Origin of the sequence: Sporosarcina sp. FSL W8-0480 (genome assembly GCF_037963765.1) — a bacterium.
Lineage (GTDB): Bacteria > Bacillota > Bacilli > Bacillales_A > Planococcaceae > Sporosarcina.
Genome location: NZ_CP150166.1, coordinates 2,338,692 through 2,358,502, shown reverse-complemented (window position 1 = coordinate 2,358,502; position 19,811 = coordinate 2,338,692). Strand labels below are relative to the sequence as shown.

24 protein-coding genes are annotated in these 19,811 nt (G+C 40.1%); 15 read left to right on the top strand and 9 right to left on the bottom strand.

Going from position 1 to position 19,811, the window contains the following annotated elements:
• Positions 1-29: 29 nt before the first annotated feature.
• The gene (gene vrrA / locus NSQ43_RS12265) at positions 30-482 is read right to left on the bottom strand and encodes a VrrA/YqfQ family protein (protein ID WP_339250589.1); all 453 of its coding nucleotides are present in this window, start codon (positions 480-482) and stop codon (positions 30-32) included.
• 111 nt (positions 483-593) lie between these two features.
• Between vrrA and NSQ43_RS12260 the strand changes: the two genes are divergently transcribed.
• A complete protein-coding gene (locus NSQ43_RS12260; RefSeq protein ID WP_339250587.1) occupies positions 594-1,895 on the top strand; it encodes a DEAD/DEAH box helicase in 1,302 nt (433 codons plus the stop codon).
• Positions 1,885-2,790: a deoxyribonuclease IV gene (locus NSQ43_RS12255; protein ID WP_339250585.1), complete on the top strand. Its 906-nt coding sequence runs from the start codon at positions 1,885-1,887 to the stop codon at positions 2,788-2,790. The genes NSQ43_RS12260 and NSQ43_RS12255 overlap by 11 nt, the downstream gene beginning before the upstream one ends.
• A 39-nt stretch (positions 2,791-2,829) precedes the next feature.
• Here the strand turns inward: NSQ43_RS12255 and NSQ43_RS12250 are convergent, their stop codons facing one another.
• Positions 2,830-3,066, bottom strand: a complete 237-nt coding sequence (locus NSQ43_RS12250) for a hypothetical protein (RefSeq protein ID WP_339254896.1) — start codon at positions 3,064-3,066, stop codon at positions 2,830-2,832.
• 123 nt (positions 3,067-3,189) lie between these two features.
• Here NSQ43_RS12250 and NSQ43_RS12245 point away from each other — a divergent pair, with 123 nt between their 5' ends.
• From NSQ43_RS12245 to NSQ43_RS12235, 3 genes are read left to right on the top strand one after another with little or no spacing between them, the layout of a single operon-like run.
• Positions 3,190-3,954 carry a metal ABC transporter ATP-binding protein gene (locus NSQ43_RS12245; RefSeq protein ID WP_339250583.1) on the top strand — a complete coding sequence of 255 codons (765 nt, stop codon included), beginning with the start codon at positions 3,190-3,192 and terminating at the stop codon, positions 3,952-3,954.
• Between the two features lie 2 nt (positions 3,955-3,956).
• Entirely contained in the window at positions 3,957-4,823 is an 867-nt protein-coding gene (locus tag NSQ43_RS12240) for a metal ABC transporter permease (RefSeq protein WP_339250581.1), read from the top strand.
• The gene (locus tag NSQ43_RS12235; protein ID WP_339250579.1) at positions 4,820-5,233 is read left to right on the top strand and encodes a transcriptional repressor; all 414 of its coding nucleotides are present in this window, start codon (positions 4,820-4,822) and stop codon (positions 5,231-5,233) included. The genes NSQ43_RS12240 and NSQ43_RS12235 overlap by 4 nt, the downstream gene beginning before the upstream one ends.
• Positions 5,234-5,272: 39 nt before the next feature.
• On the opposite strand, the gene NSQ43_RS12230 is transcribed toward NSQ43_RS12235, so the two are convergent.
• The 4 genes from NSQ43_RS12230 to NSQ43_RS12215 form a co-directional block, all read right to left on the bottom strand.
• Positions 5,273-5,857, bottom strand: a complete 585-nt coding sequence (locus NSQ43_RS12230; protein ID WP_339250577.1) for a hypothetical protein — start codon at positions 5,855-5,857, stop codon at positions 5,273-5,275.
• Positions 5,854-6,978 carry a flavodoxin-dependent (E)-4-hydroxy-3-methylbut-2-enyl-diphosphate synthase gene (ispG, locus tag NSQ43_RS12225; protein WP_339250575.1) on the bottom strand — a complete coding sequence of 375 codons (1,125 nt, stop codon included), beginning with the start codon at positions 6,976-6,978 and terminating at the stop codon, positions 5,854-5,856. Before ispG ends, NSQ43_RS12230 begins: the two co-directional genes overlap by 4 nt.
• 87 nt (positions 6,979-7,065) lie before the next feature.
• Positions 7,066-7,398: a hypothetical protein gene (locus tag NSQ43_RS12220; protein ID WP_339250573.1), complete on the bottom strand. Its 333-nt coding sequence runs from the start codon at positions 7,396-7,398 to the stop codon at positions 7,066-7,068.
• A 45-nt stretch (positions 7,399-7,443) separates the two neighbouring features.
• Positions 7,444-7,947 carry a DUF1189 family protein gene (locus NSQ43_RS12215; protein WP_339250571.1) on the bottom strand — a complete coding sequence of 168 codons (504 nt, stop codon included), beginning with the start codon at positions 7,945-7,947 and terminating at the stop codon, positions 7,444-7,446.
• Positions 7,948-8,156: 209 nt separating this feature from the next.
• Between NSQ43_RS12215 and NSQ43_RS12210 the strand changes: the two genes are divergently transcribed.
• The 4 genes from NSQ43_RS12210 to NSQ43_RS12195 all read left to right on the top strand — a co-directional run bounded on the left by NSQ43_RS12210 (position 8,157) and on the right by NSQ43_RS12195 (position 13,279).
• Complete coding sequence (locus tag NSQ43_RS12210; protein ID WP_339250569.1) at positions 8,157-9,788, top strand: Na/Pi cotransporter family protein; 1,632 nt, start codon at positions 8,157-8,159, stop codon at positions 9,786-9,788.
• Between the two features lie 22 nt (positions 9,789-9,810).
• Positions 9,811-10,293, top strand: coding sequence for a DUF456 family protein (locus NSQ43_RS12205; protein WP_339250567.1), 483 nt, complete (start codon positions 9,811-9,813; stop codon positions 10,291-10,293).
• Positions 10,294-10,380: 87 nt separating this feature from the next.
• Complete coding sequence (sodA, locus tag NSQ43_RS12200; RefSeq protein WP_339250565.1) at positions 10,381-10,980, top strand: superoxide dismutase SodA; 600 nt, start codon at positions 10,381-10,383, stop codon at positions 10,978-10,980.
• A gap of 109 nt (positions 10,981-11,089) precedes the next feature.
• Complete coding sequence (locus NSQ43_RS12195; RefSeq protein WP_339250563.1) at positions 11,090-13,279, top strand: penicillin-binding protein 2; 2,190 nt, start codon at positions 11,090-11,092, stop codon at positions 13,277-13,279.
• Positions 13,280-13,323: 44 nt separating this feature from the next.
• Here NSQ43_RS12195 and NSQ43_RS12190 read toward each other — a convergent pair whose 3' ends face one another.
• Positions 13,324-13,821, bottom strand: coding sequence for a hypothetical protein (locus NSQ43_RS12190; protein ID WP_339250560.1), 498 nt, complete (start codon positions 13,819-13,821; stop codon positions 13,324-13,326).
• A complete protein-coding gene (locus NSQ43_RS12185; protein ID WP_339250558.1) occupies positions 13,818-14,174 on the bottom strand; it encodes a hypothetical protein in 357 nt (118 codons plus the stop codon). The genes NSQ43_RS12190 and NSQ43_RS12185 overlap by 4 nt, the downstream gene beginning before the upstream one ends.
• Before the next feature lie 171 nt (positions 14,175-14,345).
• Between NSQ43_RS12185 and rpmG the strand changes: the two genes are divergently transcribed.
• The 5 genes from rpmG to NSQ43_RS12160 all read left to right on the top strand — a co-directional run bounded on the left by rpmG (position 14,346) and on the right by NSQ43_RS12160 (position 18,580).
• Positions 14,346-14,495: a 50S ribosomal protein L33 gene (gene rpmG, locus NSQ43_RS12180; protein ID WP_060210366.1), complete on the top strand. Its 150-nt coding sequence runs from the start codon at positions 14,346-14,348 to the stop codon at positions 14,493-14,495.
• Positions 14,496-14,557: 62 nt separating this feature from the next.
• The gene (locus NSQ43_RS12175) at positions 14,558-15,139 is read left to right on the top strand and encodes a 5-formyltetrahydrofolate cyclo-ligase (RefSeq protein WP_339250554.1); all 582 of its coding nucleotides are present in this window, start codon (positions 14,558-14,560) and stop codon (positions 15,137-15,139) included.
• Positions 15,136-15,336, top strand: coding sequence for a YqgQ family protein (locus NSQ43_RS12170; RefSeq protein WP_339250553.1), 201 nt, complete (start codon positions 15,136-15,138; stop codon positions 15,334-15,336). The genes NSQ43_RS12175 and NSQ43_RS12170 overlap by 4 nt, the downstream gene beginning before the upstream one ends.
• Before the next feature lie 143 nt (positions 15,337-15,479).
• Positions 15,480-17,369: an LTA synthase family protein gene (locus NSQ43_RS12165; RefSeq protein ID WP_339250551.1), complete on the top strand. Its 1,890-nt coding sequence runs from the start codon at positions 15,480-15,482 to the stop codon at positions 17,367-17,369.
• Between the two features lie 83 nt (positions 17,370-17,452).
• Complete coding sequence (locus NSQ43_RS12160) at positions 17,453-18,580, top strand: hypothetical protein (RefSeq protein ID WP_339250549.1); 1,128 nt, start codon at positions 17,453-17,455, stop codon at positions 18,578-18,580.
• A 49-nt stretch (positions 18,581-18,629) separates the two neighbouring features.
• Here NSQ43_RS12160 and NSQ43_RS12155 read toward each other — a convergent pair whose 3' ends face one another.
• Positions 18,630-18,818: a DUF2759 family protein gene (locus tag NSQ43_RS12155; RefSeq protein ID WP_339250547.1), complete on the bottom strand. Its 189-nt coding sequence runs from the start codon at positions 18,816-18,818 to the stop codon at positions 18,630-18,632.
• Between the two features lie 161 nt (positions 18,819-18,979).
• Here NSQ43_RS12155 and NSQ43_RS12150 point away from each other — a divergent pair, with 161 nt between their 5' ends.
• Entirely contained in the window at positions 18,980-19,609 is a 630-nt protein-coding gene (locus NSQ43_RS12150; RefSeq protein ID WP_339250545.1) for an MBL fold metallo-hydrolase, read from the top strand.
• The last annotated feature ends 202 nt before the right edge of the window (positions 19,610-19,811 follow it).

Sequence of the window (19,811 nt, the reverse complement as noted above, 5' to 3'; positions counted from 1 at the left end):
TATAGCGGAGTTAGGCGACTGTTTCAAAATTATAAATTAGGTGGCTGGAATATACGTGGTCCGGACAGACCTTGAGACAAACCTTGTGCTGCCGACGGAGCATTCCCAGCAACGGCGCTTGCTACAGCACTTGCTCCTCCTGCAGCCCCGGAAGACGGTAGCGATTGAAATCCTTTATATAATCTCCACATGGCAGGTAGGTTCTGGAACATCGGTGCTATTTGTTGGACAAGTGGTGCGTATTGCTGTGCTGTAGTTAAGAAACGGTTAGCGGTTTGCATGTATGCTTCCATTTTAGGGATATTTGGTCCCTGCCCTTGTTGCATGGATGGTCCGAATTGATTTCCCATTGGAGACCCCTGAAAAGGTTGTCTCGGTGGCTGGCCGAAGTAAGTTGGCTGATGTTGGCCGTACATCGGTTGGTTAAAGCCGTACGGCGAAGAATGTCCGCGTGCAAATGGATAGAAGGATTCGTATCTCATTGATAACCCCTTTCATTTGGTCATGATGAACTTTCACATATATACTATGCCAAAAACACATACGATGGAACGAAATAATGCTACAATAGGAATACATAAGGAGGCATATAAATGTCTAAATTCACTGATTATCAATTCAAACCGTTCCTTCGGGAAGCAATCGACCGTTTAGGGTTCAAACAGCCTACGCCCATTCAGAAGGAAATGATTCCTTTAATCTTGAAGGGGTCAAATGCAATTGGCCAGGCCCATACAGGAACGGGAAAATCGCATAGTTTCCTTATTCCGATTATTGAACGGTTGGACGAGCAGAAAGAGGAATTGCAAGCGGTCATAACAGCGCCGACAAGAGAGCTTGCAATGCAATTATATGAAGAGCTAAATAAAATGATTGAAAACACGGAGTTGCGAAGTTCGATATTAATTGGAGGGACCGATAAACAGCGTTCCATCGACAAATTGAAATCTATACCTCATATTATTGTGGGAACGCCTGGAAGGATCCGAGACCTTGCTGAAAACGGAGCGTTGTCAATCCATACTGCAACAATTTTAGTCATTGACGAGGCGGATCTGGCTTTTGATATGGGATTCATCGAAGATATCGATCAATTCGCTTCAAAAATGCCAACGAACTTGGAGATGTATGTATTTTCTGCTACTATTCCGGAAAAGTTAAAGCCGTTCCTTGCTAAGTACATGGAAAATCCTATCCATGTGCAAATTGGTAATAAAAAACCGCTGACCGAGGGAATGCAATATTCTCTTGTACCGGTTCGAAGTATGGATAGAAAGAAAAAGCTGCTTCATATCTTGAATGCTATCAATCCATATTTGGCGATCGTCTTCACGAATACGAAGCAGAATGCGGATGAAATCGCCGATTATCTTGCTGAGCAGGGCATTAAGGCCGGCAGGATCCACGGTGATTTGTCACCACGTGAACGGACAAGAATGATGAAGCAGATTCGTGACCTTGAGTATCAATATATTGTAGCGACTGACCTTGCAGCACGAGGTATTGATATTCCTGGTGTCAGCCATGTCGTCAACTATGAACTTCCTGATGATTTGGAGTTTTTCATTCATCGTGTAGGAAGGACAGCGAGAGCAGGTCTTGAAGGGGTAGCTATTACATTATATGAGCCTTCTGAGGACGATAAAATTGTTCAAATTGAGAAGATGGGCATTCCATTTGTCCATGAAGATGTGAAAAATGGCGAATGGCAGGAAGTTAAAGAGCGGAATGCACGTAAAAAGCGTGTTAAAGAAGTTGACGAACTCGATCGTAAAGCTGCATCCTTTGTCCGTAAGCCAGACAAAGTTAAACCAGGTTACAAAAAGAAAATGGCAAAAGATATAGAGAAATTCAAGAAGAGGGAAAGGAGATTGAAACGTCGAAATGACAAATGACCAACCACTATTATTAGGTTCCCATGTCTCCATGAGCGGAAAAAAGATGCTTCAAGGTTCAAGCGAGGAAGCATTAGGATATGGGGCAAGCACTTTCATGATTTATACGGGGGCTCCGCAAAACACACGTCGAAAAGCTATTGAGGAGCTGAACATCGAACAGGGACTAAAGCATATGAAAGAGAATGGTTTATCAAATATTGTGGTGCATGCACCATACATCATCAATATTGCGAACACAACGAAACCTGAAACGTTCAGATTGGGTGTTGACTTTCTTCAAAAAGAAATAGAAAGAACAGCAGCACTAGGAGCCAATCAAATTGTCCTTCACCCAGGTGCTCATGTTGGTGCGGGAGCAGATAAAGGGATTGAAAAGATTATTGAAGGGTTGAATGAGGTCCTTTCCGAGGATTCCACAGTTCGTATTGCACTTGAAACGATGGCAGGAAAGGGAAGTGAATGTGGAAGGAATTTCGATGAGATTGCCAAAATCATTGATGGCGTTAAAAACAATGAAAGACTTTCCGTTTGTTTCGATACATGCCACGTCCATGATGCAGGCTATGATATCGTTAATGATTTTGACGGTGTTTTAGAAGAATTCGACCGGATCATCGGTAAAGATCGAATTTCAGTTATCCATGTAAATGATAGTAAAAATGAGCGTGGTGCAATGAAGGATAGACACGAGAATATCGGGCATGGACATATTGGCTTTGAACCTCTGAGCTATATTGTCCACCATCCGGATTTTGCGCTGATCCCAAAAATCCTTGAAACACCATTCGTAGGCAACGATGCTAAAAACAAGAAAGCTCCATATAAACAAGAAATCGAAATGTTGAAATTGAAACAATTCCAACCTGAGCGACGCGATCTTCTATTAGTCTAAAAAATGATCCCGCCTTTGTAAGCACAAAGGCGGGGCTTTTTAAATCATATCCAAATACTGACGAAACAATTCTTCACCTTTTTTTTCCCCGACAGCATACTTCACTTTTTCCAAGAAGCTATCCGGAATTCCTGTAAATAACCAATGAAATGAAATTTCGTCAAGCAAAGGCCGTAATGCTCTGATTTCGTTAACGGATAAATTTATGCCATATGCATCCGCCAACATTTTTGCATCTTGATCACTCTTCATTTTTATCTCGTTCAATATTCTCATGTAATCCAATATCAACCATTCCTTCTCAATTAGTTGTGCCGAGCCATCACTTCGTATATACTTTTACAAGTAATCGTAATCGTTCCTGTTTACAATAAGTAGATTATAGAAAGGATTTTTCATTTGAAAAAACCGATTATTGAATGTGTTGATGTTAATTTTCAGTATGAAGATTCTACTGTTCTTGAAGATATTAAACTTGAAGTGAAAGAGGGCGAGTTTTGGGCGCTCATCGGTCCGAACGGTTCCGGTAAATCCACGTTGATCAATATTATTTTAGGTCTTAAAAGTCCGGATCAAGGGATTGTGAAGTTATTTGGTGAAAATGTGGACTCCTTCCGCCAACGTGAACGAATCGGCTATGTCTCCCAGAAATCCAATTCATTCAACACGGGCTTTCCCGCTACAGTGTTAGAGGTTGTAAAAAGCGGCCTAACCGGAAAGGTAGGATTATTCAAAGCTTTTTCCAAGCAGGATGAACAAAGTGCAATCGAAGCATTGCGGATCGTTAAAATGGATGCATTTTCAACAAAGAATATTGGTGAACTATCCGGAGGGCAACAGCAGCGAGTGTTCATTGCGCGCGCGTTAGTTGGAAAGCCTGATTTACTCATAATGGATGAACCAACTGTAGGAATTGACCAGAAAAACGTTGCCTCGTTCTATTCTATGCTCAATGAATTAAACCGTGAGCACGGTATTGCGATATTGCTCGTTACCCATGAAATCGATTTAGTAACCGACCTTGCAACACATGTCGCCTGTTTGAATCGGTCAATCCATTTTCACGGCAGAAAAGCTGAATATAAGAATATGGATGATGCGGATATTTCGAAATGGTATGGTCATCCTGTAAGGCGCGTTCATACCAATCGGAAGGGGGTATAACGATGATTAGTGCTTTATTGACATATGAATTTCTTCAGAATGCCTTTTTATCCGGACTGATTATCGGTATTATTGCTCCTTTGTTAGGCTTATTCATTGTTGTCAGAAGGCTTGCATTGATTGCAGATGCATTGAGCCATGTCGCACTCGCAGGCATTGCGGGAAGCCTTTTCCTAAGCCAATCAGTGTTGTTTTTTTCGGCTCTCAACCCGGTTTACCTTGGAATGGCTACTGCAGTTGGCGGCTCGCTTTTGATCGAAAAACTGAGGGGTGCGTATAAGCATTTCGAGGAACTTGCGATACCCATTATCCTTTCAGCTGGAATTGGTTTTGGGGCAATCTTCATTTCTTTGGCAAAAGGATTTTCTTCGGATTTGATGGGATATTTATTCGGTTCAGTTTCTGCAGTCAGTCGGCAGGATCTATCGATAATCATCATTATTGCTATAATTGTTATTGTCTATATCCGATTAGTCTATAAAGAACTTTTCGCATTATCGTTTGACAATGAATATGCGAAAATTTCAGGAGTACGTGGCAGTGCAATTCAGATAATTTTTATGATCATTGTTGCATTGGTAATCGGTGCATCGATGAGAATAGTGGGCATCTTGCTTGTATCTTCATTGATGACGATTCCTGTGGCGGCGGCAATACAACTTGCTAAAAGTTTTAAAGGGGCCATGCTTTATTCAATAATTATCGGTGAGCTGTCAGTTATCATCGGTTTGATATCAGCTTACTATCTTGATATTGCCCCAGGAGGTACAATTGTTATTACTTCCATCATTATTTTACTAGCAGTGTTAGGGTGGAATAAAGTGAAAGGAAAAAAACGAAATCGGATTGCGAAGGGGGAATTTGCATGACGTTAGATGAAGCTTGGAACATTTTGATCGAAAATCAATTCAAGCGGACGAAAAACCGGGAAACCATCCTTGAGTTTTTTGCCAAGAATGACAGGTATTTAACGGCAATGGAAGTTCGGAATTTTATGGCCACCGATAATCCGGGCATTAGTTTTGATACGATATACCGTAATTTGGCATCCTTTTCTCAACTTGGTATTTTGGAAGAAACAGAGTTGAATGGTGAACGCCACTTCCGGATGCAATGCGATCATGGAGTACATCACCATCACTTTATTTGTACAACTTGTGGAAAGACGAAAAATATACTACATTGCCCGATGGAATCGATTTCGGTAAATTTACCTGGTTATGAAGTGGAAGGGCATAAGTTTGAAATTTATGGGAAATGCCCAATTTGTATAGAATAAAAGAAAGAGTGAATCCCAATGGAAGGGACCCACTCTTTTTTATTTCACAATTTCTTTCACAGGAAACAGTTTATTGATCCATTCCTTTGCTTCTTGCCAATTTGACACTCGTATAACACCCTCTGGAATTGGTTCCCGATTGTATGGGGTGTCAAAAAGAAAGACTGGAATTCCCAATTCTTCATGTATCCCGACTGCATTATCATGCTTATCCTCAAAAAACGCGTCAACTTCAAACTCTTTTGCTTTCTCAATCTTATGATGGCTGCCGATTAATTCAATATGGTCGTAAGGAATTTCCTCACGCTCAAACCATTGAACTGTACAATCCAAAACATTTTTTCCCCTTGCCGATATATAGAACAACTCAAAACGTTGCTGTAACTCGGTAAGAATCATTTTAGCATGTTCTTGAGCGGGGGATGTTTCATAGATTGTAGCTTCCGCTGAACGATACCATTCATAGAATTCTTCTTCATTGACAGGGAAAGCCTTCGTTAAGTCGTATTCCTTTATATCATCTAAAACAAGATTACATCCAAACTGCTTATTGATATGAGGGAGTAGGGAAGTAGGGCAGGTTACAGTCCCGTCGATATCAATGCCAAAACGGAATTCCCTCATTCTGTGGCTCCACTTTTTAATAGAAGCTCTTCTTGGCGTTTCTTCTCAAAGTATTCTTCAGCCAATTTATCGATTTCTATTTTTAGCTCTTCAACCATTGTTTCCTCAGGAACTTTCCGGACTGTTTTACCTTTCATGAAAAGAAGGCCTTCCCCACGTGCTCCAGCAATACCGATATCAGCTTCTCGTGCTTCACCTGGGCCGTTTACCGCACATCCTAATACTGCTACCTTCAAAGGTGCCTTGATGGTTGAAATATACTCTTCAACTTCATTGGCAATGGAAATTAGGTCGATTTCAATACGTCCGCATGTCGGACAAGAGATCAGTGTCGCGGCGTTTGATGAAAGTCCAAATACTTTCAACAGCTCCCGAGCAACTTTAACTTCTTGTACAGGGTCAGCACTTAACGAAACGCGAAGTGTATTTCCGATACCCGCCGAAAGCAAAGTTCCGAGTCCAGCAGCACTTTTAATCGAACCTGCAAATAGAGTGCCAGACTCTGTGATGCCAAGATGTAAAGGATAGTCAAAGGCAGCCGCAGCCTTCGTGTATGCTTCTACAGCAAGGTTTACATCAGATGCTTTCAATGAAACGATAATGTCATGAAAATCCAAGTCTTCTAATATTTTAATATGATGCAATGCGCTTTCAACCATTCCATCTGCCGTAGGATATCCGTACTTTTTAAGGATATGCTTTTCAAGAGAACCGGCATTTACACCAATCCTTATAGGAATGCCTTTCGCTTTAGCCGCTTGAACGACAGCTTCCACTTTTTCTTGTCGTCCGATATTTCCAGGATTGATCCTAATTTTATCAGCACCTTGTTCAATTGCGATTAACGCGAGTTTATAGTCGAAATGGATGTCAACAACTAACGGAATATTGATGCGCTCTTTAATAGCACCAATTGAGTAAGCTGCGCGTTCATCAGGGCAAGCTACACGAACAATTTGACAGCCCGCTTCCTCTAAACGCAAAATTTCAGCTACTGTAGCCTCAACATCATGTGTTTTCGTTGTTGCCATGCTTTGGATGAACAACTCATCACTGCCGCCAATTGTCAAATTGCCTACACGGACAGGACGTGTTTTGGATCTGTGTGTCATTTCATTCATGGATTCTCTCTCCTTAAAAACTCATAACTAATATCTATTTTAGCAATCAATCATATGAAAAGACAAGGGACTGAGTCTAAGTCATCTTTAATTGCAATTGGACAATCCCGTTTTAGATAGTGGAAGCTTGACGGACAGGCCACCTACTAATTCCTGGTTTTGAAGATGGGGATTAAGGGAATAGAAGGTAGATAATCTTTCTACAAAGGTCATATTCATATCCGGGTACATTGATAAAAGAGTTTCAATTGTATCGCCTTCTATCGTAGTGACGGTTATTGAGTCAATTGTGGAATCGCTACAAGGCTGCGGTTCTGCATCCCCGAAAAAAGCAGCCAGAGGGATTGTCCCTTCCGAAAAGTCGATTCGAATTATATGGATGGCAAGAAAAATTACAACAGCTATTAATAGAGTACGCATGGTCATTCCCCCTCGCGTTACTATATGCGAGAAATGGGAAAGTATTCATTTTGGCGCGTTTGGGTAGTATTTAAGTGACACAAAAATATAGCATATATGAATGAAGGACGACAAAGCTAAACTGATGGTTTCAGCAGAAGGAAAGAAATCCAGTACAATCGTTAGAAATAGAGGGACAGTTGCTGCAATTGCTGTCGTCCTCCATAAAAAACGGTACTCTACACGTTTTTTTCTAATCTTACCAATAAGCATTCCGATACCTGCAAAAATACTAATCCTTACAAAAACATAAAATGTTGCGATGACAAATTGAAAAATGAATGCCATCGGATAAAGTAACCCGCCAATTGTTTTACTGTACTCTTCCAATTCTGGACTAGCTTCAAAAAGTGCAACATCTCCAAATACAAAACGGAAAAACGAAATCAATGTCATCAAAAGGATGAAAAAGAAAACAAAACGAATTACCCTTCCTATTGGTAGGAGACGAAATGCAGCAAGCTTTTTCGGTTCATGGAATCCAGCAAGAATTAATTGATGAAACTTCACAATACAACCTCCTTCAACAATTAATAGTTTATCATTTCCAATAGTAAAAAAGGCGATTATAGGTGAAATGGATATTTGACAGAATGATGGCAGTATCTTGGTGAATTGTTAAGGGAATGTAAAGATTTAGCTACTTCTATTTACAATTCATTAATATTATCAACATAATAGGTTGAATTACATAATGTTTGATGGAGGTTGGCTGAATAATGGAGATGAATTGGCAGGAAATGCTCTTTCAGTTTGTTGGGGGATTAGGGATTTTCCTATTTGCCATAAAATACATGGGTGATGGACTACAAAAAGCGGCAGGGGACAGGCTTCGGTCCATATTGGATAGATTTACGACAAACCCGTTCATGGGAGTATTAGTTGGTATTATTGTCACTGTTCTTATTCAATCGAGTTCGGGTACAACAGTTATAACCGTAGGCTTGGTAAGTGCAGGATTCATGACATTGAGGCAAGCAATCGGAGTTATAATGGGAGCGAATATCGGTACAACGATAACAGCCTTCATCATAGGGTTGGATGTTGGAGCATATGCATTGCCGATTATGGCAGTAGGTGCTTTCCTTATATTTTTTATGAGAAAAAACACATTAAAAAATTTGGGAGAAGTCATTTTTGGATTCGGTGGCCTTTTCCTTGGTTTAGAGTTGATGAGTGCTGGCATGAAGCCGCTACGTTCATTAAGTGCTTTCTCCGATTTTACGGTCACAATGGCAGATCATCCGTTATTAGGGGTTGTAGCTGGAACCGTATTTACTTTAATTGTCCAAAGTTCAAGTGCGACAGTCGGGATATTACAAGGTTTGTATGCTGAAAATCTTATCCCATTGGATGCGGCATTACCGGTACTATTTGGAGATAATATCGGAACGACAATCACAGCGGTGCTTGCAGCAATTGGTGCCTCTGTTGCGGCAAGAAGAGCGGCTGCGGCACATGTACTTTTCAATGTCGTGGGAACAATCGTGTTTATGATATTTCTTTATCCTTTCACTTTATACGTCGAATGGATTGCAAATATCTTGGACTTGGAAAGTAAAATGCAAATTGCCTTCGCACACGGCTCTTTCAACGTTGTAAACACAATCTTGCAATTTCCGTTAATCGGGGCTTGGGCATTGTTTGTTACAAAAATTATTCCTGGTAAGGATGTTACAATTGAATACAAACCAAAGCATCTGGATCCTAACTTTATTAACCAATCTCCAGCTGTCGCAATTGGACAAGCGAAAGAGGAAATCATTCGAATGGGTGATTTCGCGGTGCAAGGATTGCAAGAGACGTATGAGTATTTAAAAACAAGTAATAAGCGAAATGCTGAAACAGCCTATCAAATCGAGGATGCAATCAATAATTTGGATAGGAAAATCACTGATTATCTAGTCGAAATCTCCGCAGTTAACATTTCACCGATTGAGTCGGCGAGACATGTGATGTTGATGGATACAGTGCGTGATATTGAACGGATCGGTGACCATTTCGAAAACATTATTGAATTGATCGATTTCCGTGAAGTGAACCGTGTTAAATTGACGGATGAGGCTATGAAGGATTTAACGGAGATGTTCACACTAACTATTGGTACAGTTGAAAAAGCGATTCGCTCGCTCGATATGAATGATACAAAATTAGCGAAATCGGTTGCAGAGCAGGAAGACTTAATCGACAAGATGGAGCGGAAGTTCAGGAAAAATCATATCGTCCGTCTTAACGAAGGACATTGTACAGCACAGTCTGGTATGGTGTTTGTTGATATCGTTTCTAATCTCGAACGAATTGGCGATCATGCAGTAAATATTGCAGAGGCGATTTTGGGGAAACGAGTATAAGGAAGATTCGGGAGGGGAAATCATGGAAATAATCGGATGGATAATAGCCATTGTCATGTTCATCATCGCATTTATCGGTTTGGTTTATCCAATCATCCCTTCCGTATTCTTTGTTGTGGGCGGTTTCTTATTGTATGGGTGGATTGTATCGTTTGATGGGATGAATTGGCTGTTTTGGGTCATTCAGATTCTTTTTGTAATCTTGCTGTTCGGTGCTGATACATTAGCAAATATAGTTGGAGTGAAAAAATTCGGCGGTTCCAAGCCCGGGATGTGGGGAAGTACGATAGGTCTTCTTTTAGGCCCTTTCATCATTCCAGTTGCAGGCATCATTATTGGACCGTTTATCGGCGCGGTTTTAGCCGAGTTGCTTGTATCGCGTACAGATTTGAAACAATCCCTGAAAACAGGAATCGGTTCCCTTGTTGGTTTTTTAACGTCCATTGTTGCAAAAGGAGCTGTAATGCTTCTAATGATTGGAATATTTATATTCTTTGTCGCCTAATAGTTCATTAAATTTGAATGCCCTCCTAAATTTTGATAATGTTTATAGTGCAGGATAAATTATGAATCAATCAAGGAGGAATGGAAAATGGCTTACAAATTACCAGAACTACCATACGCATACGATGCACTTGAGCCTCACATCGACAAAGAAACGATGAACATCCACCACACGAAACATCACAATACGTATGTGACAAACGTGAACAATGCATTGGAAGGACATGAAGAGCTTGCTTCAAAATCTGTAGAAGAGCTTATTTCCAATTTGGATGCTGTTCCTGAAAATATCCGTACAGCTGTCCGCAACAACGGTGGTGGACATGCTAACCACACATTCTTCTGGAACATCCTTTCACCAAACGGTGGCGGAGCTCCAACGGGTGCACTTGCAGAAGCTATCGACAAGAAATTCGGAAGCTTTGATGCATTCAAAGAAGAGTTTGCAAAAGCTGCTGCAACTCGCTTCGGTTCAGGTTGGGCTTGGCTTGTTTCCAACAACGGCGAGCTTGAAATCATGTCTACTCCAAACCAAGATTCACCATTAATGGAAGGTAAAACTCCACTTGTAGGTCTTGATGTTTGGGAACATGCTTACTACCTAAACTACCAAAACAGACGCCCTGACTACGTTTCTGCATTCTGGAACGTTGTAAATTGGGACGAAGTTGCTAAAAACTTCGGCTAAAATCATAAATAGATGGAACCTAGCATACATTCTGTTCGTCAGAATGTATGCTTTTTGTATATAGAATGATATAATCCAAAGTGGACTATTTTAAGTAAGGGGAATACAAATGAAAAAGCCGATGCGCAAGGTGGATCAAGCAAAAATCCGTCAACGGAAACATATCGCCTTTAGGATGAATCTTCTTTTCTTCTCGATTTTCATCCTGTTTTCCATGCTCATATTCAGGCTTGGGTATTTGCAAATCGTCAAAGGAGAGACATATACAAGGGAATTGGAGAAGAAAGAAGAAATTGCAGTCAACACCAGTGTCCCACGTGGCAGGATATATGATCGTATGGGAAATATTCTCGTCGACAATAAACCGATGAACGCCATCACATATACGAAAACAACATCTACAACAGCAAGGGAAATGTTAGAGATTGCTGAAAGCTTATCCGAATTGATTGATCAGGATACAAGGCGGGTTACGGTCGGCGATAAGCGGGATTTCTGGATTCTGTTGAATCCTGAAGAGGCAAAAGAAAAGGTCAGCGCCGAAGAAATAAGGGAAATTGGCAAGGACGGCACTCTTTCTAAACAGGAAATTCAACGAGAAGTGAACAGGTTGACGCGTGAAAGAGTAACGGAAGAAGAAATAAACTCTTTTACAGATCATGAACTTGAAGTATTAGCGATCTACCGGGAAATGATGTCTGGTTATGCATATTCACCTCAAATTATTAAGAGCGGCAATGTAACAGAGGAAGAGTTTGCGGCAGTTTCAGAACGATTGACTGAATTCGAAGGTGTTGATACGACAACTGATTGGGAACGTGTGAAATTCTCTGACAGCACAATTCTTGGTACGATGACGAGCCCGATCGAAGGGATTCCGTTAACTCATTTGGATTATTATTTGGCTAGGGACTATTCTCGTAACGATCGGATCGGCCGAAGCTACTTTGAACAATATTACGAGGAGCTTTTAAAAGGTCAAAAGACAATCGTAAAAAATATAAAGGATCGAACAGGGCGTGTCATTGAGACCAAAACCGTAAGAGAAGGTGAGCCGGGCAAGGATCTTGTTTTATCGATGGATAGTGAATTACAGGAATCATTGGAAAAGCTTATTTCAGACAAGTTATTAGAGTTAAAGAAAGACCCTAAGTCAGGGCTGCTGGACCGGGCTTTTCTTGTGATGATGGATCCGAACAACGGTGAAGTTCTCTCTCTTGTAGGAAAACGGTTGGTGAAGGATTCTGACTCCGGTCGATGGGAAGTCCGTGATTATGCTTACGGAACATTCACTTCCGCTTATGAGGTTGGGTCAACTGTGAAAATTGCAACTGTATTAACGGGTTATAGTGAAGGCGTTTTAAATGTCGGGGACATTAAAATCGATGAACCAATCTATATTGCAAATTCCAAACCAAAAAGATCTCTATTCAATCAGAATGGCCGGTATTCTATCGATGACGTCCTGGCGCTTGGAAGGTCTTCTAACGTCTATATGTTCCGGATTGCCATGTCACTCGGGAACGCAGTGTATAGACCGAATCTTCCTCTACCTATCGATGTTGAAGGATTTGATAGACTACGGAATGGCTATGCCTCATTCGGGTTAGGTGTGAAGACGGAAATTGATTTGCCCGGCGAATACACAGGTGTTACAGGAGTCGATACTATATCTGGTAAGCTTTTGGACTTCGCAATCGGGCAGTTTGATACGTATACACCGTTGCAACTTGCACAATATGTATCTACAGTTGCCAATGGAGGATATCGGGTTGCGCCTAAGATTTTAAAAGAAATCCGAGAGCCTTCCCGTGATGGGGAAACGCTTGGTCCTTTGTTGCAAGAGACGGAAGTGAAAGTGTTGAACCGTATCAACAATACAGATAAAGAGATTGAACAAGTGAAAAAAGGGATGAAATACGTATACTACGGACCGAACGGGACAGCACCGAACTTGTTTAATGGCGCACCATACACAGCGGCGGGTAAAACAGGGACAGCCCAATCATCGTATTATGGAGATGATCGCAGCAAGTATGGAATGCCGTCCGTTAACTTGACGCATGTCGGATTTGCACCAGCTGAAGAACCAGAAGTAGCGTATGCTCTCGTTATTCCGTACGCTTCTACGGACCGAGGTCATTACCCAAGTAGGGATGCTAATTTGTTAGTGAGAGAGGCACTTGATATTTATTTTGATATAAAAGAAAAACGTGGAAACCTGAACCGAAATGAAACAACAAGTCAGGAGATAGGGCGTAAATCTGTTACGGAAATAGAAGAAGATGAAGAAGAATAAAAAAGCTGCCAAATCGAGATCATCTCGATAATGGCAGCTTTTTATTATTTCGTTTTTGTAATAATACTTGCAATTGTTTTAAGGTCCATTGTTGTGTCGACTTCATATTCGCCAATTTGGATAAGACCAGAAAGGCCGTTTTCTATTAAATAGGATTCAAGGCTTTTAGCGTTATCAATGATATTAGCTCTTTCGAGTCTGTCCGCAACAGTTTTGGAATTGGAACCCGGTTCGATTGTGAGGATTATTTTCGTAATTGACTCAGGTGCTGTTTGTTGTTCTTCATCGGTTTTAGCCTCGTCTTCATCCTTGGCTTCTGTTGTTGAGGCTGGTTTACTTGATGAAGTAACCTTTTCAGAAGAAGTAATTGTTTGTGCAATTGCCAATTCCTCCTTCACGCGGTCCAACTCGGCTTGCAATTCATCCAATTGCATTTGCTCATTTGGAGTGGAGGATGGTGTAGTAAAGGGCTGCGTAAAATAAATGATTCCCCCAGCCAAAATGCATCCTATTCCTGTGGCCCTTAGGATTTCTTTCATCATAGAAGAACACCTCGGGACTTCAGTACATTCATAACTTCATCGTCTGATAGAGAAGAGCGTTTTGCGATTTCAGGAATGGTATAACCTTGTGCTTGTAAGGAAAGAATTTGGTTGACAATTATTTCATGCACAGGTTTCGGTTTTGGTTGTTTACCCTTTGGAATTGGGCCAACACCAATCATCAATTCCTCTTCGATAGCCCTTAATCTCTTCTTTAACTGGTTTGTCTCCTGATGAAGGCTGATTGAAATATTTTCGATTTCATCTTCATGCTTACGTGAAGAAGTACCGAAAAAGAAGGAAAGTATGATTAATATAATTCCGCTGACTAATAAAATTAATGGTATATCCACTTGAAAACGCCTCCGGGAAAGATTGCTTTGTTCCCATAGTATCATATGCACCAAATTATTGTAATTTGAAACTTTCTTCTTTACATACACGTGTGATATGATACAATAAAAAAGTCGTATAAATCATGCTCATATTTAATTTATATTGCTGAATGAGTGGGAGGGACAACAATGCGCGTAAATATTACACTTGCTTGCACAGAATGTGGAGAGCGTAATTATATTACAAAGAAAAACAAGCGTAACAATCCGGAACGTCTTGAAATGAAAAAATACTGCTCACGTGAAAAGAAACAAACTTTGCACCGTGAAACGAAATAATCGCTCATGCCAAAACTCTTCACGGGTTTTGGTTTTTTATTTCAAATTGGGGGAATAATATAATGGGGAAATTGACAAAACGAAAGCAAGTATTGTCTATTATGAAAGATATGGATGCATCTGAATATGCAAGGAAATCTTCAGTGATTGTAAATCACCTCATTGATTCCAAGGAATATAGCAAAGCAGAAACGATTGGTGTAACAATATCTCGTTTTCCGGAAGTTGATACGATTTCCTTAATAGAAACTGCATGGAAAGCGGGTAAGAAAGTAGCTGTACCTAAGTGTGATTCTTCGACGAGGGAAATGGATTTCCGGATTATCACGTCATTTGATGATTTGGAAACAGTCTATATGGATTTAAAAGAACCTGCAATCGGGAAAACTGAATCGGTCGCCAAAGCGGCTATCGACCTGCAAATCGTACCAGGTGTCGTCTATTCGGATGAAGGATATCGAATTGGCTTTGGCGGTGGATATTACGATCGTTACTTGACCGATTATGAAGGGGAACGTTTATCTCTCGCATTTGAAGTCCAAACTGCCTATGATATTCCTGTTGAAGAACATGATATTCCAGTCAATAAGATTATTACCGAAAATGGGATCATTCAATGTCGAATGATACGTGAAAGAAAATGAAAGAGTTGAAAGAATACTTTGATGTACTGCAACTCCTTAAACGTTTCGGGATTTTCATATATACTGGAGAACGAAAAACAGATATTGAGCTTATGATGTCCGAGGTGAAAGAGTTATTTGACAACGGATTAATCCTTAAAGAGGATTACTTACGGGCACAGCTCATATTGAAAAAAGAAATAAATCTAATACGTTAAGTTTACTTTTAAGACTATTTAGAAGGATTTTTTAAAAGATAATCTGCAACTTTTTCTCCTCTTATCCGTCTATAATATGTAGTGCATGTACAATTGATAGGGTGAAATTACAAAAAGCTTCAAGAGTGAAAGGAAGATAAAGTATGAAAAAAGTAACGTGGCCCAAACATTCCGTACTCGGCATTGCAATTGTCGCTACATGGCTCACAACATATATAGGCTACATTACTAGCTTCAATATGAAAATTGATAATATGATACAGGAACTAATATTGTTCATTAATCCATTAAGTTTTCTATTATTCCTGTATGGCCTCGCGCTATTCATAAAGAGTACGAAACGTAAAAATATCTATATATTTTCAATTAGCTTAATAACATCTATTATTATGTTCAGTAATGCGGTGTTCTATAGGTTTTTCAGTGATTTCATCACATTACCGTTATTGTTCCAAACAAATAATTTCGGGGATCTCTCTTCCTCGGCAACTGCGAACATGCATTTAACAGACATCTTCTTTTTTACAGATGTAATTATCATTGCATTAGCTATCAAATTCATCCCTCAGAGGGAAAGTGCTTTAAGGCGCCGTAATATTGGCCGTAAGCTTTATTTTGTTGTAGCTGCTACAATTTTGATGGTGAATTTAGCGTTATCTGAGGCTCAAAGACCTCAACTTTTAACAAGAAGTTTCGACAGGGAACTCCTTGTGAAAAATATCGGTACGTACAACTATCATATCTATGATTTGTTCATTCAATCGAAAACACATGCACAACGTGCTTTGGCGGATGGTAGTGAGTTGACCGAGGTCGCAAACTATATTAATGCAAATTATGCAGAACCAAATCCCAAAATGTTTGGTGCGGCAGAAGGTCGTAACTTGATCATTGTGTCTATGGAATCGCTTCAAAACTTTGTTATTAATAATAAGATGTATGAGCATGAAATCACACCATTCCTAAATAGCTTGACAAAAGACAAAGATACATTCTATTTTAATAACTTTTATCACCAAACAGGACTTGGTAAAACTTCCGACTCCGAATTCATATTGGAAAACTCTTTATATGGAAGAAATGGAGGCGCTGTTTTCTTTACAAACAGCGGAAACACGTTTAACTCATTATCTGAAAAGCTTGGTGACAATGGGTATTTTACAAGTGTCATGCATGCCAATAACCGTAGCTTCTGGAACAGGGATATTATGTACCAAGCACTTGGCACCCAGAAGTTCTATGACGTAGAAAGCTATGAAATCGGTGAAGGCGAAGCGGTAAACTGGGGTATGAAGGACATCCCGTTTTTAGAGCAATCCGTGGAATTGATGAAAGAAATGCCACAACCGTTTGCAACTCGTTTAATCACATTAACGAATCACCATCCTTTCGATTTGGATGAAGAGGATATGCTGATTCCGCAGTATGATTCAAATTCGAAAACGTTAAACAAGTATTTCCAATCAGTCCGCTATATGGATGAAGCGTTAAAGATATTCTTTGATGACTTGAAGAAAAGCGGTTTGTACGATAACTCTATTATTGTGATGTATGGGGATCATTATGGTATCTCGGAAAATCATAATAAGGCAATGGGTATGTATTTGGATAAAGAAATTACGCCTTTTGATAATGTTGAATTGCAAAAAGTTCCAATGTTCGTCCATATACCTGGATACGGTAAAGGTAAAACGATGGATGAGTTATCAGGCCAAATGGATTTAAGACCAACAATCTTGCATTTGTTAGGAATTGACACCAAAGAAGATATGCAAATGGGTGCCGACGTTTTCTCTCCAGATCATGAACCTTTTATCATTTTCAGGGACGGACGATTGGTGACGGAAAACAATATTTTCGCTCATGAAGTGTGTTATGATATCTCTACAGGAGAAGAAACAGATTATGGAGCTTGTGAGCCTTACGTTGAACGCGCCACAACTGAACTTGACTATTCCGATTTAATCATCAATGGAGACTTACTCAGATTCACAGATGGTGACCAGGAAAAGTCGAAGACAAAGATGCATTAAAACGACTAAGACTAAGTTCTGCACGGGTTCGTTTCCCGTGCAGTTTTTTTATAAGGATATAAGGACGGAGGGGAGGGGACGTATTGAAAAGACTAATAATCTTGCTTCTATTGGTGTTAATCGCTTTGACGGGTTGTACAACTAAAAAGGAAAAAGTTGAACAACAGGGACTTGGAAAACCAAGTGAACCGATTAATGATCCAATCGATGAACCAATTGAAGAAATAGTTGATGAAAACAATAATTCACTTCGCATTTTCAAAGCGGATCCCTCTTCGTTTCACTTTGTTGCAGACTGGCTAACAGATTCTGAAATCCTTTACGTGGAAATGAGAAATGGGGTTTATCAAGTTAAATCGTTTAACCTAAAAACTGGGGAATCGAATCTTGTTTATGAAGATGAGTCTTTCATAACGGATATTATCGTTCATCCTTCATTGGATTATTTGCTTGTACATACGAGTGACCAATCGGATCTTGCGGTTGTTAAAGTGGTTTCAATGGACGGGGTCGTTCAACATCAAGTTGAAATCACTTCAACAGAATTGGCGATTGAATGGAATGATTTGGACCCGGAGAAAATATTATTTACGGCTTTTCATGAAGATTGGTCTTTTGATCTCTTCGTATTTAATGGACATACAGAAGGACTTTCGGTTATCGAGATGGATGATCCGTTTCCAAAATGGATAGATGATAATCGAATTGCCAATATGCTCTTTTCGGAACATCCCCTTGATGGCGGAGAGGTACAGATTTTAAATAGTGCAACAGGGGAGACGGAAACTCTAACTGCAGGAAATGTCATTTACTTTGATACGTATGAAAATAAGCTACTGATAGTCCAGTCCCTTGAATCTGATAATTTCACATATTCATTACGCGATGGTGATGGAACTATGTTAGCAAATTGGATAATGCCACCAGTCAGCAATTATTCGGAATGGGTTGTTCCTGAAGTTGAATGGATTAATGGAGAAAGTTTTCTGTATAAAGCAGCTTCAAAAAGCGGGCAGTTAGATGAGCTTAGTTCACAGTTTAATTTATATCTTCAAGAAGTCGGCAATTCGAAAATTATTATCGAAGGATTGGATGCAGACTCGCTCGCATGTTCTCCAACCGGTAAAAGGTGTTTAAATGGCTACACTTTTGAAGAAGTAATAGATGTTGAATCTGGCGAAAGATTGAATTGGATAGAATTTGACAAATAAAAAACATCCTCTGCAACCAAGTGCAGGGGATGTTTTTTACCAATTTGAATTAATGTAGAGTTGCCGGGTATCCTCCGAAAACTACTGTTGCAATTGTGAAACCGCCAAAGATAACAGCAGCCGCTAAATTGAACACGATGCTTAGGATATTGCGCTCTTTAAAACCTTGTACAGTTCCGACAACGGAAAGAATCGCCACCAAGCCGAAGATTACCATTAAAATTAAACTTGCGTTCATTATGAAGACACTCCTTTCAAATAGAGAAAAAATGAATGCCGATTTAGCAATATTCCTCTCTTATTGTACTGGTTAATAAGGACTTTGTCGAGGCATATAAGTGACGTTTGTTTGAAAACGGTATCCATCTTCATTATTATTACTTAAAGGAGGTTGGTAAGATGTTAAAAATACGTACATATCCATTAGGGCCGATTCAAACGAACTGCTATATTATTGAAGACAGTGAAGGACAATGCTTGGTTGTGGATCCCGGAGAAGAGGGAAGCAAGATTATCGAAAAAATCGAAACTAGGAATGGTAAACCTTTAGCTATTCTTTTGACGCATGCACATTTTGATCATATTGGAGCGGTAGATGAAGTTAGAAATCATTACTCCATTCCGGTCTATATACATCGGGAAGAACAATATTGGCTGATGAATCCGGATCTGAACGGTTCGTCAAGGTATCCTGGGTTGCCACTCGTTGCAAATAAGGCGGCCGATCACTTTTTACAGGATGGCCCATTAAAAATAGGACCGTTTCAATTTGAAGTCCGACATACACCAGGACATTCACCCGGCAGTGTGTCATTTGTTTTTACAGATGCACAATTCGCTGTCGTTGGAGATACACTATTCAAACAAAGTATAGGGCGAACGGATCTGCCCAATGGAGATACAAATACATTGCTCAATTCAATCCAAGGAAAGCTTTTGTCATTGCCTGATAACTTCAAAGTATATCCAGGGCATGGCCTGGCGACAACCGTAGGTGATGAAAAAGTATCGAATCCGTTTCTGAAATAAAAAAACAGCTATTTGGCTGTTTCAGACTGTAGACAAAAGGGTTGGAATTCATAGATTTCCAACCCTTTTCTACATTTTAACTATTAGTAGCTGAAATAACGTTGATTTCCGTTCCGGGCGGACGCTTTCCGGGGGGCTTGCCCTCAGCCTCCTCGGATGTGCTCCCAACGCTTCGCTTTTGGTCGCAAAAGCCGTTCTTCGT